The organism is Acinetobacter sp. ANC 5378, assembly GCF_013004315.1.
In the GTDB taxonomy this organism is placed as follows: domain Bacteria; phylum Pseudomonadota; class Gammaproteobacteria; order Pseudomonadales; family Moraxellaceae; genus Acinetobacter.
On sequence record NZ_JABERK010000013.1, the window covers coordinates 15,831 to 32,719 of the forward strand.

The following is a 16,889-nucleotide window of genomic DNA, read 5'->3' on the forward strand; positions in this document are numbered from 1 at the left end:
GATTAATAGTGAGAAAATTGTGAGTTATTGCTTAAAAATTCGCGATTTTCTTCTTCAATCATTTGACGGGCTACATACAGGATCAGCTGACGTAACCAACGGTGTGCAGGATGATGATGCAACAACGGACACCACGCCATTTTCAATTCAAATTCAGGAATATAAAACGGTGGGTCTTTGATCAGCAGGTTTGGATTGTTGGATTGCAGTCTTGCAATACGGCTTGGCAGCGTTGCAATCAAATCAACATTGGATGCCAAAAGTGCAGGCATTTGATAATGACGGGTAAAAACCGAAATTTTACGTTTTTGACCAATACGTTCTAAAGCTTGATCAATCCAGCCCAGACCTGCCTGTTTATCAGGATTGACACCAAAGCCAACGCCCATACCAGTTTTAGACACCCAGATATGTTGTGCATCTAAATAGCTTTTAAGATTTAAGTTGGCGCTGGCAGGGTGTTTGTTGTTCAGCAAACAAGAAAAACTGTCACGCCAAACCAAGACCTGGTGGAAACTTTGTGGAATTTCATTGAATCGGTTAATGGCTAAATCAACTTTACCTTGTTCCATGTCGCGGTAAGACACGTCACTTGGGGTTAAAAAGTCGAGAACGACATTCGGAGCTTCTGAACGCAATGCTTTAACCAGGCGAGGAACTAAAGTCGCTTCGGCATAGTCAGAGGTCATAATGCGGAAAACACGATTCGAGGTATAAGGACGGAATTCTGTACGAGGTTCTAAAATCATCGACAAATCAGAAAGCGCATCACGAATACGAGGTTGTAATTCTAAAGCACGTTCTGTAGGTGTCATGCCTTCAGAAGAACGGATTAAAAGCGGATCATTAAATAAATTACGTAGACGACGTAAAATATTACTCATAGCGGGTTGGGTAACACCCAATTGTTCTGCTGCGCGGGTAACATTTTTTTCACGTAAAAGAACATCAAGGTAAATTAATAGATTGAGATCGACCCGCTCCAGATTCATATAAAAAATACCAACAATAAAACCATGAAATTATATTGATTATGCCATAAGCAGTAAGGCTTGTGTAGGAAATATGATGAAAAAAAAGCCGCCCTAAAAGTGGTTTTTTACGATATTGGCTATTCTTATCAGTTGTGAATTCTCTGTGATTATCCATTGAGTTTTAAACAGATTGAAATATGAATTTGATGATTTTCCTATCTTCAATACTGTAATTTGAAGCTCGTATTGCGGCTCATGCAATTACATCACATAAACGGTTTTTTAATTATATTGAATTGCCATAAATAGAATGGTGTTTTTGCAGCTCAGGATTTGAATGCAGAAAAAGGTAAAGGCATTTTATTTGGTGAAATAAAATGCAATTACATTTTTAAAATAATGACGATAAAATAAGAAAAACGAGATAAAAACGAAAAGACGAGTCTTTTTTATTAGACCCTATACTTAGGTCTAATGAAGAATAAAACAGCATATTGATTATTTGTTATACAAAAAAAGACTTTTTATATTTTTATTATAATTTTAAAAATCATTAACTTATAAAATTTAGCGACAATTATAATTAGACTTTAATCTACATATTTTTTAAATAAATACTGAAGATTCTTGCAGACTATTGGATTAATTTTTTTAGTCAAACTAAGCTGTGTCCATTGCAACGAAGCGCTCTAAATCTGAACAAATTAATATCTTGCAGATTTAGTCCTTTGATTGATGAAGTCCTAAAATTATATACAGGAAAATATCATGACTACATACCAAACAGCGATTGACGCAATCCGCGAATTAAAAGCAAAATTCGGCAACACTTGGCGAGATATCAGCCCAGAAGATGCTGCGCGTATGCAAATGCAAAACCAATTCAAAACTGGTTTAGACATTGCTAAATATACTGCTGCTATTATGCGTCGTGATATGGCTGAATATGATGCTGATTCTAGCAAATACACTCAATCTTTGGGTTGCTGGCACGGTTTCATCGCACAACAAAAAATGATTGCGAACAAAAAATACTTCGGTACAACTGACAAACGCTACATCTACTTATCTGGTTGGATGGTTGCTGCACTTCGTTCAGAATTCGGTCCACTTCCTGACCAGTCTATGCACGAAAAAACTTCAGTACCTGCTTTGATCGAAGAAATCTACACTTTCCTTCGTCAAGCTGACGCAAAAGAATTAAACGATTTGTTCCGTGCGCTTAAAAAAGCAAACGAAGCGGGTGATACTGCTAAAGCGGCTGAAATCACTGCGCAAATCGACGGTTTCCAAACTCACATCGTTCCAATTATTGCGGATATCGATGCTGGTTTCGGTAACGAAGAAGCGACTTACTTACTTGCTAAGAAAATGATCGAAGCGGGTGCTTGTGCACTACAAATCGAAAACCAAGTATCTGACGCGAAACAATGTGGTCACCAAGCTGGTAAAGTAACCGTTCCACACGAAGACTTCATCGCTAAGATCCACGCACTTCGCTATGCATTCTTGGAAATGGGTCTTGATGACGGTATCATCGTTGCGCGTACTGACTCTGAAGGCGCTGACTTGACTCAAAAAATCCCAGTGGTTAAAGAGCCAGGCGACATCGCTTCTCAGTACATCAGCTACTTAGAAACTTCTGAAATTGATATTTCTGAAGCACAAGAAGACGAAATCCTGATCAAACGTAACGGTAAATTACACCGTCCTAAACGTTTACCTTCTGGTCTTTACCAGTTCCGTGCTGACACTCAAATTGATCGTGTTGTACTTGACTGTGTATCTAGCCTTCAAAACGGTGCTGACTTACTTTGGATCGAAACTGCGACTCCAAACGTTGACGAAATCGCTCACATGGTTAACCGTGTTAAAGAAGTTGTTCCAAATGCGAAACTTGTTTATAACAACTCTCCATCGTTCAACTGGACTTTAAACTTCCGTCAACAAACTTATGACCGTTATGTTGCTGAAGGTAAAGATGTTTCTGCTTACGACCGTGCTAAATTAATGAGCGCTGAGTATGACGAAACTGAATTGGCTGCTGACGCTGATGAAAAAGTTCGTACATTCCAAGCAGATGCTTCTCGTGAAGCGGGTGTGTTCCATCACTTGATCACACTTCCGACTTACCACACAGCTGCTCTTTCTACTCACGAGCTTGCTAAAGGTTACTTCGGTGAAGAAGGTATGCTTGCTTATGTTGCTGGCGTACAACGTAAAGAAATCCGCGGTACAATCGCATGTGTTAAACACCAAGCAATGGCTGGTTCTGACATCGGTGACGACCACAAAGAAATCTTCGCTGGTGACAATGCCCTTAAAGCTGGTGATGATGCTAAAAACACAATGAACCAATTCGGTGGTTAATCCTCCCGAGTGATTCAAAAAAAACCCTGCGAAAGCAGGGTTTTTTTATGGCTGATCAAAACAGAATATAAGAAAGGGAACATATTTTTATGTTCCCTTTTTCATTTTATGTAGCGAATTGCATCGCAATGAATAATCTCTTTATTTTAATGACTGAAGAAAGATAAAGCTTAGGGCACTAAAATAATCAGCCATGTAAAGAAAATAATTGCCAGTGCGACAAATTGCGCAGCGCTACCCATATCTTTGGCATTTTTTGAAAGTTCATGTCTTTCCAAAGAAATACGGTCTACGACAGCTTCAATCGCTGAATTAAATAATTCAACAATCAGTGCCAGTAAACACACCGCAATCATCACGGCTTGTTCTACACGGGATACATTCAGAAAAAAACTGGCAGGGATCAGAATTAAATTTATGAATACAATTTGACGAAATGCAGCTTCATTGATAAATGCAGTTTTAAAACCTGAAATAGAATAATGGGTTGCATTCATCACACGCTTAAAACCGGTTTTGCCTTTGTATGGAGAGGGTTGATTCATGACTTAATTTTTTTGCTAAATTTCAGGAAAGATAGATCATAAGGCTTAAATATGGCTTAATTCTAAAAAACTTGAAAGTTATATTTTTATATTACAAAAAAAATTGCTGAATTTTAGTTAAATAAAATTGCCCTATGCAAAGCCCAGTCTTTTCTTTTTAATGAAATGACTTTGTAAAATAATCTATTCACAGTCTAATGGTAAAGATGCGGGAGGAAGCATACGCTTAGCGCTTGATTAAGCGGTGTATCTCCATAGTTTCTCCTTATTTAGGGAGAAAAATAAGATTTCATATCTATGATAGTGTGTTTTTAACTTTTAGTTACTGTATAGCCGCTTTAATTTGCTATTTTAGAACCAGTTTTTATTGCCTAGTTCCACTTACTTATACTGCGATTACCTCATATGCTGTCGAAATATTTTATTCAACGACCTATTTTTGCCGGTGTATTGGCCATTATTGTTATGGCACTGGGACTTTTTGCAGTCATTAATTTACCGGTAGAGCGTTATCCAGACATTGCTCCACCTAGAATTGCGATTAGCGCCACTTATTCCGGCGCGGATGCCGAGACCGTTGAAGAAAGTGTCACCCAGATTTTAGAACAGCAAATTAAAGGTTTAGACCACTTGCTTTACTTTAGTTCTAGCAGTGACTCCACCGGTCGTAGCCGGATTAATATCAGCTTTGAAAATGGTACCAACCCGGATACTGCACAAGTTCAGGTACAAAATGCCATTAATAGCGTCGTGAGCCGATTACCTGAAGATGTACAGCGCCAAGGAGTCAATGTATTCAAATCTCTGGGTGATACCCATATGGTGATTGGCTTATATGATGAAACTAGAAAAAGCAGCAATATTGAATTATCCGACTATTTGTTAAGTTATTTAGAGGCGGAAATTGCCCGTGTAGAGGGCGTAGGTGAAGTTGATGTATTTGGTTCACAGTTTGCCATGCGCATCTGGCTGGATCCAAATAAGCTTAAACAGTATAAGTTGATGCCCAGCGATATTCAGAAAGCAGTAGAAGCACAAAATACCCAGGTTGCAGCGGGTGGAATAGGTGAATTGCCGGGACTAGAAGAACAATACTTAAATGCCAAAGTCACATCAGGAACACGTTTAAAAACGGTTGATGAATTTAACAATATTATTATCAAGTCTAGCCAGGCCGGGGAATATGTCTACTTAAAGGATGTTGCCCGTGTAGAAATTGGGGCGGAAAATTATCAATCCTATAATACCACCAATGGCTATCCATCAGCCGGTATGGCGGTTTCCCTGGCATCCGGTGCCAATGCCATTCAAACCTCAAAACTGATTAATGAAACGGTCGCCCACATTTCCAAAACACTGCCTAAAGGTTATAAACTGGTTTATCCAAATGACAATACACCTTTCGTTCAGCAATCCATTCATGAGGTGGTAAAGACCTTGTTTGAAGCCATTTTGCTGGTGATCGTGGTGATGTTTATTTTTCTGCAAAACTGGCGTGCGACCTTTATTCCTGCGATTACTGTACCCGTGGTGATTCTGGGTACCATGGCAGTGTTATATGTGCTGGGATTGAGTATCAATACCTTAACCCTGTTTGCCTTGGTGCTCGCGATTGGTTTGCTGGTGGATGATGCCATCGTGGTGGTTGAAAATGTTGAACGGCTGATGCATGAACAAGGCTTGGACGCCAAGCAGGCATCGATCCAGTCCATGCAGGAAATCAGTGGCGCATTGATCGGGATTACTCTGGTGCTGACTGCGGTATTTATTCCGATGGCATTTTTTGGTGGTTCAGCAGGAGTGATTTACCGTCAATTCTCCATAACTTTAGTTACGGCGATGACTATTTCCTTGGCCGTTGCTTTAATTCTGACCCCGGCATTGTGTGCATTGGTGTTAAAACCGATCGAAAAACCTTATGGCTGGGCAAACCGGTTTAACCATTTGCTGGATCAGGTGAAAGGTAAATATCTTAAACTGTCTTCTTTGACCATTCAAAACCGCCTGATTACTTTGGTCGTTGCTTTGGCTCTAGTCAGTGTTTTTGCCTTGTTTTACCGTGCATTGCCCACCAGCTATTTACCCAGTGAAGATCAGGGTTCACTGAGCCTGCAAGTGACTTTACAAGACAATGCACCAATGACCAAAACCATTGAAATGGGGGAAACGGTGCGTCGCTATTTTCTGGAAAATGAAACAGACAATGTGGATTTGGTGATGCTGCGTTATGGTCGAAACCGTAGCGGGACTGGGCAGCATCTGGCACAGGGTTTTATTAAATTAAAACCCTGGGATCAACGTTCTGGCAAAGTAAATACCGCAGATGCAATCAAGGAGCGTGCGACCCAATTTTTCCGTAAAAACCAGAATGCACGTATTACTGTTTCCATGCCACCGGTGGTCAATGGTCTGGGAGACACCAGTAGCTTAAATCTTTGGGTTCGCGATATTGATGGTCAAGGTCGCAAAGTTTTAACGCAAAAATTTAACCAGCTCAAAGAAGATTCGAAACAGTATTCATCATTTGAAAACTTGGATAAACGAACCGCACCTGAAAAAGCCAATCTTAAAGTGACGATTGATCAAAAAGCCGCGATGGCTTCCGGTTTAACTCCAACAGATATTAACAGTACCCTGTCTGCAGCTTTGGGGGGCAAGTACATTAATGACTTTATTGATCGCGGACGAATTAAAAGAGTCATTATGCAGAGTGATGCGGCTTATCGTGCCAAACCGGAAGATTTGCAATATTGGTCGGTCAGAAATAGCAATAATGAAATGGTGCCATTCACCAATTTTTCTCAAGTCAACTGGTCGGGTGCTCCAGAAATTGTGAACCGGTTTAATGGCTATACGGCTATCGAACTCGAAGCTGATAAAGCGTCTAATGCAAGTTCCGGGGAAGCAATGCGGGATATTGATCAGCTGGTCAGCAAAGTTTCCGGAATTGATTTAGCCTGGAGCGGTGTGTCTTTCGAAGAACGGAAATCAAGTAATCAGGCACTATTACTTTATTTGATTTCAATTGGCTTCATTTTCCTGTGTTTGGCTGCTTTATATGAAAGCTGGTCGATTCCTACTGCGGTATTGAGTGCTATTCCTTTGGGGGTTGGCGGCAATATCCTGTTCAGTTATTTTGCTGGCTTTCCCAACGATATTTATTTCCAGATTGCGTTACTGACCACCATTGGCTTGTCATGTAAAAATGCCATTTTAATCGTGGAGTTTGCATCACTTGCACAGACACAAGGACGCAGTGTTATTGAAGCGGCTCTGGAAGGGGCAAGCCTGCGGTTACGCCCGATTCTCATGACTTCATTGGCTTTTGGAGCAGGTGTGATTCCATTGGTCTTTGCCTTTGGTGCGGGAGCAGTCAGTCGTCAAGAAATTGGCGTCAGTGTGCTGGGAGGGGTGATATTTGCGACCTTGTTGGTACTGGTTTTTATTCCATTTATGTATGTCCTGATCCGAACTGTATTTAAGGGTAAAGCTCAACAGAAATCTTGAGTAATCACACTCACCTCATCGGTATTTTCAGGAGGCCTGTCGAGTCATTAATTGATCGCTGCATTTTATGAACCAAAAAAATGTACTCACTCTAAATCTTGATTTGTTCTGGCAGATCAGTTAACTGCTTTACTTATCATAACGATACACAGCGTGTAGAAAAGATATGGTCTAATCTCAAGTGTTTAGATAATGCTTTCCTTGGAATTGAGGCCTATGCCAGAGCAACAACAAAAAAAACTCAGCCAGCAAGAAGTGGTGCGTCTAGAGCGGGATTTAGCCAAGTTTGCCAATATGATGGACTCGGTGGTGCGTATCCCATTCACCAAGCAAGGGGTCGGGGCAGATGCCGCATTGAGTACGATTCCTGTGGTTGGTGATGTCGCAGGTTTTGTATTGACCTGTTATGCAATTTATAAAGCCAAGCAAATAGGGGTGCCACAAAGCAAACTCAATTCGGTGATGAAACTGGCCATAGTGGATGCTGTGGTCGGATTTATTCCGGTGCTTGGAACCGTTTTTGATATCTTTATACGTCCAAGCCGTAAAGCCTTAACCATTGTGCATGAGCATATTCGAGAGGAATATCAGATTCACAGTGATTCACATGTGGTTCATCCATTTTTGCATGAAAGCCTGGAAAATAAACAGCAGAGCTCAGCCTTTTGGCGAAATCCTGTGGTGACTTGGCTGTGGTTACATATTCCAGATCTTCTGGGGGCAATCGTTTTGGTACTGATGCTGATTGCGATGTGGTTCGGTTTGAGCTGGTTATGGCAATGGGTTCAAGGATTGAGTGCTTTTTGATTTTACTCGATAAGGTTTATGGATAAGAATCATGGATTATATTGCTGCGAATTTACCCGCAATCAATTTTGACGCGACATGTGATTTTTATCGCATGCTTGGTTTTCAATCTACCTATCAATCCAATCAATGGATGAATGTATGGGGGGATGATTCTACACCGTGGCAGTTTAAGTCTGGAATTTTTTCATCATTCCGAGCTCGATCCTAAATGCTCTTGGCATAGTGCGTGTACTCAGGTTGAGAATTTGGCAACACTTTATCACGCATGGCAGGGTTTAAATTGGTCTGTATTTGCACCAGCGCGAATTACTGGGATAGAACATTTGGTTGAAATAGAAATGTTCTGTGTCATGAGATCAACGGCAGCTTATTAGGTTGCATTCAACAGCATTAAAAAAGCCTCCACGTGGAGGCTTTTTGATATTCAATTTAATCAACTGGTATTTTTAATCAAACCATATTATGGGCAGTTTAACTGATGTAATGCTGCTACACGTTGCTCAATGGTTGGGTGAGTTTGGAACAAAGCCGCCAAGCTGAACCCTTGTTCTTTACCTTCCGCAATTGCAAACGCTTTCATTTCTTTAGGCATTTGATCAGGTAGTTCTGATTCTGCCTGTAAACGTAACAAGGCTGAAATCATGGCTTGTTTACCGGCTAAACGTGCACCAGCTTCATCGGCACGGTATTCACGTTGACGTGAGAACCACATCACGATAGAAGATGCCAAAATACCAAACACGATATCCAGTACGATGGTAATACCGAAGTAAGCTAGACCCGGTGCTTCACCATCTTCACGACCAAACACATTACGGTCAATAAAATCACCAACGACACGTGCAAAGAACATCACGAAGGCATTGACGACACCTTGAATCAGGGCAAGGGTCACCATATCACCATTGGCAACGTGACCAATTTCATGCGCAAGTACCGCACGAAGTTCGTCTTTGTTCATTCGTTCGAGTAAACCCGTTGAAACGGCTACTAAAGCGTCGTTTTTGTTCCAACCTGTTGCAAAAGCATTGGACTGATAAGAAGGGAAAATACCCACTTCTGGCATATTGATACCAGCGCGTTGCGACAATTGTGCAATTTCTTGTAATAACCATGCTTCGGCTTGGTTACGAGGCGCATTCGGGTCAATTAATTCTGTCCCAGTGGTTTTTTTCGCCATCCATTTTGACATGAACAGGGAAATGATAGAACCAACCATACCAAAGACAAAACAGATGACCAATAGGTTGCCTAGATTTAAGCCACCCGCGCCATGGTAACTACCGACACCGAAGAGTGACAAAATAATGCCAGCTACAACCAGTACCGCGAGGTTGGTAAGCAAGAACAAACCAATCCGCATCATTGAGAGAATCCTCTTATAATAAAAAAATAATCTGATTTATGAATCAAAAATCATCTACTAAATATGAGGTGTAAGTCTTAAAAATTCAAGAAGAAAAATAAGTAATTCTGTTGGATGATGCAGATTTCAAAAAATGACTTTATTAGTCGGTAATTGAAATTTTTGCTGAAGCCGTGGCATGTGCCGTGGTGTACGAGCCGGGAGCATCAGTGAAGCTGCCATCGGATGCCACAATAATTTGACGCTGCGAACTATAACGAGGCGCTGCATGTGATGAGGCTGTTTCATAATTGTTGGATTGAGCAACAATTTTTCCAGCATCAGAACTCGGGTTGGTTGAACTTGAGCTGTTACCCAGACCATTGGAATATAAGTTGCTATAACGGCTGCTGACCCGTCTGACATAATCTTGGGTTTCTTTAAACGGGGGAATGCCACCATATTTTGCAACATTCCCTTCACCGGCATTATAGCTGGCTAAAACCAGTGAAGTATTGCCGTTAAAACGTTTCATCAGCCAAGATAAATATTTTGCCCCACCCATAATGTTCTGGTGCGGATCAAATGCATTGGAAACATTAAAGCGTCGCGCCGTTGCAGGCATCAGTTGCATCAGTCCTTGTGCACCGACCGGTGAACGTGCATTGACATTAAACCCAGATTCAGTATGCATGACTGCTTTAATTAAGCCTTCAGAAATACCGTGTTGTGATGCTGCTTGTTTAATAATCGAGTCAAAGGCATTTTTATTACGGCTATAGCTAGGCAATACCGAAGCCTCAGAGCTGCCCCAATTGCTATAACTATGGATATTACTGTCCGGGTAATAGGTCTTTTTTTCCACTTTTAAATGGTTATAGCGAGCCTTTTTATTGGTGAGTAGGGTGGTGCCATTCGATTCTTTTAACTGGTAGATGGTTTGACCGGCATAACTGGTCGATGCAACAGAACCAACTGTTACACACCCCAAAAAATAAAGTCCCATGCTTACAATGTTATTTTTCATTTTTTTATATAGAAAAAAATCTGCTCCAGACAGTTCAACAGGAGTTTAACAAAAAAAAACACAATTAAAAGTATTCTGGAACTAATTTCTCTGCAAGTTTGTAAAAAGCAAGTGCTAATTGCAGAGATAGTAATCAAAAAATATTTTAATTTTTTTTTAATCAGGATAACTTGACACTATTAAATTGTTGATTTCTATTAAAAATAAAATTGATCAAAAAATGATCAATTTAAATAGAAGCCTTAAATAATAGGTCGGACACCTTGTCAAGCCTTTTGAAATCCACAAAGTTATCCACAGGTTTTGTGGACAACTGTGGAAAAGTACAATTGGTAAGCATTGTGGCTAAAATTTGAACTGTACCGTCCAAAATAACATGTGGTTGATTACATGAAAATGACAACAATAATCAATTTTCAGAAATTACATTCTTTTGGTGCGATGTGAGACTGAATCGGATAAAATTGCGCGGTATTTTTATTTATGGGTAAATCTCGTCTATGTACTCGCCAGTTGAGTCCGAACAAGGATTTAATTTCAAACCAGAACTGCCAACAAGTTCGGCATATTACCGTTTGTTGAAAAAGCTTCGCCGCCAAGTCGGTCATGCCATTCGTGATTTTAAAATGATCGAAGAAGGTGACAAGGTGATGGTATGTATTTCTGGTGGTAAAGACAGTTATACCTTGCTGGACATTATGTTGCAGTTTAAACGCATTGCACCAATAAACTTTGATGTCGTTGCGGTGAACCTTGACCAAAAGCAGCCGGGTTTCCCTGAAGATGTCTTGCCACGTTATTTAGAAGAAAATAACATTCCATATTACATTCTGGAAAAAGACACCTACAGCATTACCAAAAAATTGACCCCTGAAGGTAAAACGTATTGTGCAGTGTGCTCGCGTTTACGTCGTGGTTCGTTATATGGTTTTGCACAAGAAATTGGCGCGACTAAAGTGGCTTTGGGTCATCACCGTGATGACATTATGGCAACTTTTTTCCTGAACTTGTTCCATGGCGGCAGCTTGAAAGCCATGCCACCAAAACTTTTGTCATCTGACAAGAAGAATATCCTGATTCGTCCACTGGCTTATGTGGAAGAAAAAGACATCATCAAGTATGCAGAAATGCGTCAGTTCCCGATTATTCCGTGTAACTTGTGTGGTTCACAGGAAAATTTACAGCGCGCGATGATCAATAATATGTTGCGTGAATGGGATGCTCAATATCCGAAGCGTTTACATAGTATTTTTGGTGCCATGCAAAACGTATCGCCTTCACAATTGGCCGATCGTGAATTGTTTGACTTTGAAGCTTTAGATGAACAACGTGAACTTGATTTCACCGGTAGCTGTTCAACAGAAGATGAACCACAGAGCAAACGCATCAATATGGTGAATTTAGGTTTTGCTGCTGAATAATGGTTACGGTAGGCACCAGTTTTAGGATTGGTGTCTATTTTATATATTTGATTTAGTTAAATAATGTATTAAAAATATAAAAATTGAACGTGTCGTGCAAAAAACGTTAAGCAGAAAACAATTTTACATGCTATAACAAGCGTCAAGCACAAATAGCTTCACAAAGATGTTGTCTGGATAGGCGACACAAATGAACGAATAAATTGAGGAAAGATCATGCCTACCTTTTTAACTGATGATTGGTTTTCAAATGTAGAAAGCTTAACTGCTCAAGCAGGTGACTTAAACTTGGCGCCTGCACTTGCAAATTTAGCAATTAACTTAGTCGTTACAGATTCACAAGGCAATACAGAATTGTCTTTGGATGGTGGTACAATCAAAAAAGGTCTGTCTCCAAATGCTAAAACCACTTTGAACATGGATGGTGAAACCCTTCGTAAAGTGTTCCTGGAATTTGATATGGCAGCTGCTATGCAGGCATTCATGACCGGCAAAATTAAAGTTCAAGGTGATATGTCGCAATTGATGGCTTTACAAACTGCCAAGCCAAGCCAAGAACAAAAAGATTTGTTCAAGAAAGTACTTGAACAAACGACTTAAGAATTTTGCTTAATTCATTTTAAGCATAAAAAAAGCTTACCCTTGGGTAAGCTTTTTTTATATTTAGAAGAGATTAAATATTCACTAACTGTGTAGTTTTAATATGTTCTAAATAAGAGCGAATACGCGTTACATACTGTACCGCTTGACGGTAACGGCCATTGCTGGCTTTGTTACGATCTAAATAACTATACAGATTGACCCAATTATTTGGATTTTTACCTTGTGCCTGAATTCGTTTCTGAATCTGATTTACCGCGCCAGGTCCCATATTATAGGCCACGAGCGCATACCAGTTACGATCAGGAAAGGGAACATCTTCATAGCGACTTAACATCTGGTCGTAATATTTCGCGCCACCTTCAATACTTTGAGCCGGGTCAGTTCGGTTACTTACCCCCATAGCTTTTGCCGTACTGTTGGTCAGCATCATCAAACCACGCACACCGGTAGGCGATACAGAATTCGGTTTCAGATACGATTCCTGATAACCAATAGCTGCTAATAGATGCCAATCTAAATCATATTTTGCAGCGGTATTTTTAAAGCTGGCTTTATAAATAGGCATACGCTGATTTAAATCACGCTGAATGCTATCCCATGATTCTTCTCTTACAGCATTCTGATTATAAAATGATGCAAGTTGTCGAATCGAACCGGACTGTTTCCCCTTACACACAAAACCACTTGCGGTTTGTGTCAGTGGATCATCCGCATGTTTAAATACCCAATTCAGGTTTGTATTTAAGCCATTTTGTTGCAGGCTGCCGATATCACCACAGGTTGCTGAAAAAGAAGTCAAACGCTTCTGTTCAATTGAACTTACATCTGCGGTGGTCATGGCAAAATTGGCTTTACCTTGCGATACCCATTTTAGTGCGGTCGCATTATCAGGCACAGTTTTAAACACCAGTTTGACGTTTAAGCTGTTGGCATAGTTACGCGCGAGGTCATAACCAAACCCATGTAGATGCGTACCATCTTTAAATACTGTGGTCGAATTTTCAACTGAAACAACAGTGAGTTGTTTGCCGTTGACGACAGAATCGTATTGGTACGATTTACTTGCATTAATACTATGAAACGGAATTAACAACGTACTAAAAGCAAGAATTTTTAAGGAGAAAGAAGATTTTAAAGAGTTAAGGCAAAGCCTCACCCCAGAAGTTGAACTACTGTGCATGTTGTCTCCGCTACAAGTAATTTATGCCCTAAAAAGCAAAGGCGCACATGCCTCAAGCTTTTTCAAGTTTGATAAATTCAATAAGGGTTGGGCAGGCATGACGTCATTCAAAATGACATTAGATTAAAAGGAGAATAATGTAGAATTTCTACATAGATTAAAAAGTAAGCGATTTAAAAACATGCGCGAATAATAAGCATGAAAAATAAACTTGTCAAATTTTGTACTAAACTTTTTAGAGATATGTAGCATAAAGAATTAATTTAATTGAAGAATTAATTTTATAAACTTTAGTTGTGTGTAAATAGCGGATAAAATAGCCCATTCTTGTAAATAAATTGTAAGCAGAACATCAAAAAATACTATGAAATCTAACTTAATTACACGTTCTGGACATGACAAACTGGTCGCAGAATTGCAGCATTTGTGGCATGAAGAACGACCAGAAATTACCCGAAAAGTGAACTGGGCAGCGAGTCTCGGCGATCGTTCGGAAAACGCGGATTTAAAATTATAACCCCTTTATTCATACTAAATAAAAAAATATTTTTTAAAAACATATAATTATAAATAGTATGCATACTCTATTGAGTATACTATTAATTAAATGATTAAAAATTGCGAGAGTAAATGAACAGCATTATGGTGCTTTAGCTACAGCAACGAATTTCACTGCTGATTGGTTTAAAAATATTGCACCTGCTTATCATAAGTATAAAGATTCATGTCCTACGAAATAAATATATAGCTCCCTTAAGGGAGCTATTTCAGAACCTTTGATTGAATATATAATTCTGTGGTTAAGTTGGAAAAAATTTCTAATAAATGCGATTAAAATTTAATCAGATAAAGTCAGGTTTCTGTAATATCTTGCCATATATTGGTCATAAAAAAAGAAAGAAGATATCTAATAGTGTTATTGATTTTCGATTATTATGTTAGAAATTATCTCCTGTGATGAAGCTAGTGAAGGTTTACTTCGCGATTATTGGTCTGTTTTAGATGAAGCAGATTATTATAATTATAAGAAAGAAGCATATAAATACAAATATAAGCAAATTTTTGAAAAATATAATTTAAAAAATTCTATACCTCAATTAGAAGTCACTTTAAAACAAATAGGCTATGTTTTAGTTAATAAATGTAGAACTTGTCCAGAATGTGAGAATGAAAATAAAATATTTACACGTAAAGAATTGGCAGAGCATCTACTGCGTAATAATGATCACTGTGAAGAATGCGAAAATAATCAGTTAAAAGATAGGATTGTTTTGGAGTATGGTAGTTTACTGCCAAGTTTGGCTAATTTTACTGACATATTCAATAATAATTATAAAAATATTTTTATATATAATTATTTGGATTTATTAAATAGCTTAAGTTTTCTTGAATTAATATATTTGTATGAAATATATACAGGCTATAATGTAAATATGTTTGGGAAGTTGAAGTTCTTTAATTTTAAGAGATTTTTATATGTTGAAAATTTTAATAAGAATGATTTTCTGAATAAATTAATTAATAAAAAAATTTTCTACCATCCTTTTCCTTATACAGAAGGTGAAGAAGATGACGAAAGTGATGAACTTGTCTTTTTAAATAGAGTATTTGGAAAAAATTTAGTTTCTGAGGTTTTAAAAGACATTTATGGAAGTTCTGGCTATGATAGTATGGAAATACATCCAATTGTATGGGTTCCTAAAATTATTAAAGTTAAAGATTTTTGTAAACTTATAATAAATAAAATTGAAAGCTATAAATTAAATTTAAATGATTTAAGTATGATTTCATCTTTTTTATTAAATCATAGATTGTATGAGGTCTTGCGATTGCAAAAAACCATAAAATATAATACTGGTTTTAGTTTTAAATTAAACAATGCTGTTGAATTGCAAATTGAGGAACTTTGTCAGAACTATAATTTAAAATCAATTTATGGGTATCTTTCCGATTCAGTAAATGTGGCTTTGTATCAGTTAGATTATTTTGATGATGAGAAAAGAAAGTTCCTAAAAAATGTTGTATATAAAAATTGTATTATTAGTAATAAAAGGAAAGTTTGGACTAAAGCAAGTTATTTACCAAAAAATTATAGTAAATCACATGTTATTTTATTTCTTGAGCGCTTCTTGGATATAGATCAATTATGGGAGGACTCAACTGTGGAGGAATTTATCCAAATGATCTTCGATAAAATGAGAATTAAAAAACTTATTTTGGATTAAATCCTTTAAAGACAATATTAGGTGCTAAATAAAGAATTTTTGATAGTCAATTTGGCTTATTATCATATTAGAAGTTTTGATTTCGGATATCTTCAACTATCTGTAGCACCCAAACTAAGCCGCGCTTGGAGGATCAGGTTCTGCTCTGTCTGAGCTATTGGCGTGAATACCGAACTTTATTTCACGTTGCTACGAGTTATGGAGTTTCAGAGCCAACAGCCTCACGAATTGTACGTCACGTTGAAGACTGCCTGATTCAGTCTAATCTTTTTAATTTACCGAAGAATTTGTCCGAAGGCGAAGGCATAGACTGGAATGTGGTGATCGTAGATGCTACAGAAATTCCAATACAAAGGCCTAAAAAAACAGAAGAAAAGCTATAGCAGCAAGAAAAAGACTCACACCTTTAAAGTACAGGCCATGATTCACTACAAAACTCAGCAAATTCTGAGTTTGTGTACCAGTCGCGGTACAGTGCATGATTTCGAGTTGTTCAAATGCAATTTAAAGAAGATTCCTTTTGGGGCTTTTATCCTTGCAGATAAAGGCTATCAGGAAATTTATGCATTGTATCCCAATAGCCTGTTGCCATTAAAAGCCAAAAGACACTGTAAATTGGATCCTGAACTCAAAATCTATAATCAGGAAATCAATAAAAGAAGAATAGCTATTGAGCATGTATTTGGTCGCCTGAAAACCTTCAAAATCCTTGCTGAACGTTACCGAAATAGAGGTAAGCGATTGGGTTTGAGATTCAATTTAATCGCTGGAATCTACAATTTGGAACTGAGCAAAAAATGATTTATGAAAGAGGTCTACTATTTAGTAATATAAGTATGTTTTGGAAATTAAAACTATATGGAATAACATAATGAAAAGTAT

General features: G+C 38.3%; 14 protein-coding genes and 1 pseudogene. 10 read left to right on the forward strand and 5 right to left on the reverse strand.

Going from position 1 to position 16,889, the window contains the following annotated elements; translation table 11 throughout:
• Positions 1-2: 2 nt before the first annotated feature.
• Complete coding sequence (locus HLH16_RS04805; protein ID WP_171528460.1) at positions 3-992, reverse strand: LysR family transcriptional regulator; 990 nt, start codon at positions 990-992, stop codon at positions 3-5.
• Positions 993-1,742: 750 nt separating this feature from the next.
• On the opposite strand from HLH16_RS04805, the gene HLH16_RS04810 reads away from it, so the two are divergent.
• Positions 1,743-3,344, forward strand: a complete 1,602-nt coding sequence (locus HLH16_RS04810; RefSeq protein ID WP_171528461.1) for an isocitrate lyase — start codon at positions 1,743-1,745, stop codon at positions 3,342-3,344.
• Positions 3,345-3,514: 170 nt separating this feature from the next.
• Here the strand turns inward: HLH16_RS04810 and HLH16_RS04815 are convergent, their stop codons facing one another.
• Entirely contained in the window at positions 3,515-3,889 is a 375-nt protein-coding gene (locus tag HLH16_RS04815; RefSeq protein ID WP_171528462.1) for a diacylglycerol kinase, read from the reverse strand.
• 405 nt (positions 3,890-4,294) lie between these two features.
• Between HLH16_RS04815 and HLH16_RS04820 the strand changes: the two genes are divergently transcribed.
• From HLH16_RS04820 to HLH16_RS15710, 3 genes are all read left to right on the forward strand, one after another.
• Positions 4,295-7,396 (forward strand): multidrug efflux RND transporter permease subunit, encoded by a 3,102-nt coding sequence (locus HLH16_RS04820; RefSeq protein ID WP_171528463.1) that lies wholly within the window; start codon positions 4,295-4,297, stop codon positions 7,394-7,396.
• Between the two features lie 216 nt (positions 7,397-7,612).
• Positions 7,613-8,203, forward strand: a complete 591-nt coding sequence (locus tag HLH16_RS04825) for a DUF4112 domain-containing protein (protein ID WP_171528464.1) — start codon at positions 7,613-7,615, stop codon at positions 8,201-8,203.
• A 149-nt stretch (positions 8,204-8,352) separates the two neighbouring features.
• Positions 8,353-8,580, forward strand: a complete 228-nt coding sequence (locus HLH16_RS15710; protein ID WP_250850227.1) for a VOC family protein — start codon at positions 8,353-8,355, stop codon at positions 8,578-8,580.
• 86 nt (positions 8,581-8,666) lie between these two features.
• Here HLH16_RS15710 and htpX read toward each other — a convergent pair whose 3' ends face one another.
• The gene (gene htpX / locus HLH16_RS04835; protein WP_171528465.1) at positions 8,667-9,572 is read right to left on the reverse strand and encodes a protease HtpX; all 906 of its coding nucleotides are present in this window, start codon (positions 9,570-9,572) and stop codon (positions 8,667-8,669) included.
• Between the two features lie 142 nt (positions 9,573-9,714).
• The gene (locus HLH16_RS04840; RefSeq protein ID WP_171528466.1) at positions 9,715-10,578 is read right to left on the reverse strand and encodes a lytic transglycosylase domain-containing protein; all 864 of its coding nucleotides are present in this window, start codon (positions 10,576-10,578) and stop codon (positions 9,715-9,717) included.
• Between the two features lie 500 nt (positions 10,579-11,078).
• Between HLH16_RS04840 and ttcA the strand changes: the two genes are divergently transcribed.
• Positions 11,079-11,999, forward strand: coding sequence for a tRNA 2-thiocytidine(32) synthetase TtcA (gene ttcA / locus HLH16_RS04845; protein ID WP_171528467.1), 921 nt, complete (start codon positions 11,079-11,081; stop codon positions 11,997-11,999).
• A 216-nt stretch (positions 12,000-12,215) separates the two neighbouring features.
• On the forward strand, positions 12,216-12,599 hold the full coding sequence (locus HLH16_RS04850) for an SCP2 sterol-binding domain-containing protein (protein WP_171528468.1): 384 nt from the start codon (positions 12,216-12,218) through the stop codon (positions 12,597-12,599).
• A 73-nt stretch (positions 12,600-12,672) separates the two neighbouring features.
• Here HLH16_RS04850 and HLH16_RS04855 read toward each other — a convergent pair whose 3' ends face one another.
• Positions 12,673-13,782, reverse strand: coding sequence for an MltF family protein (locus HLH16_RS04855; protein ID WP_171528469.1), 1,110 nt, complete (start codon positions 13,780-13,782; stop codon positions 12,673-12,675).
• Positions 13,783-14,146: 364 nt separating this feature from the next.
• Between HLH16_RS04855 and HLH16_RS04860 the strand changes: the two are divergent.
• The 4 genes and pseudogenes from HLH16_RS04860 to HLH16_RS04875 all read left to right on the forward strand — a co-directional run.
• A pseudogene (locus HLH16_RS04860) lies at positions 14,147-14,287 on the forward strand (transcription elongation factor GreB); the annotation flags it as partial.
• 430 nt (positions 14,288-14,717) lie between these two features.
• On the forward strand, positions 14,718-16,007 hold the full coding sequence (locus HLH16_RS04865) for a hypothetical protein (protein ID WP_171528470.1): 1,290 nt from the start codon (positions 14,718-14,720) through the stop codon (positions 16,005-16,007).
• Between the two features lie 125 nt (positions 16,008-16,132).
• The gene (locus HLH16_RS04870; RefSeq protein ID WP_171528471.1) at positions 16,133-16,390 is read left to right on the forward strand and encodes a helix-turn-helix domain-containing protein; all 258 of its coding nucleotides are present in this window, start codon (positions 16,133-16,135) and stop codon (positions 16,388-16,390) included.
• Positions 16,338-16,808: a transposase family protein gene (locus HLH16_RS04875; protein ID WP_171528472.1), complete on the forward strand. Its 471-nt coding sequence runs from the start codon at positions 16,338-16,340 to the stop codon at positions 16,806-16,808. Before HLH16_RS04870 ends, HLH16_RS04875 begins: the two co-directional genes overlap by 53 nt.
• Positions 16,809-16,889 lie beyond the last annotated feature (81 nt).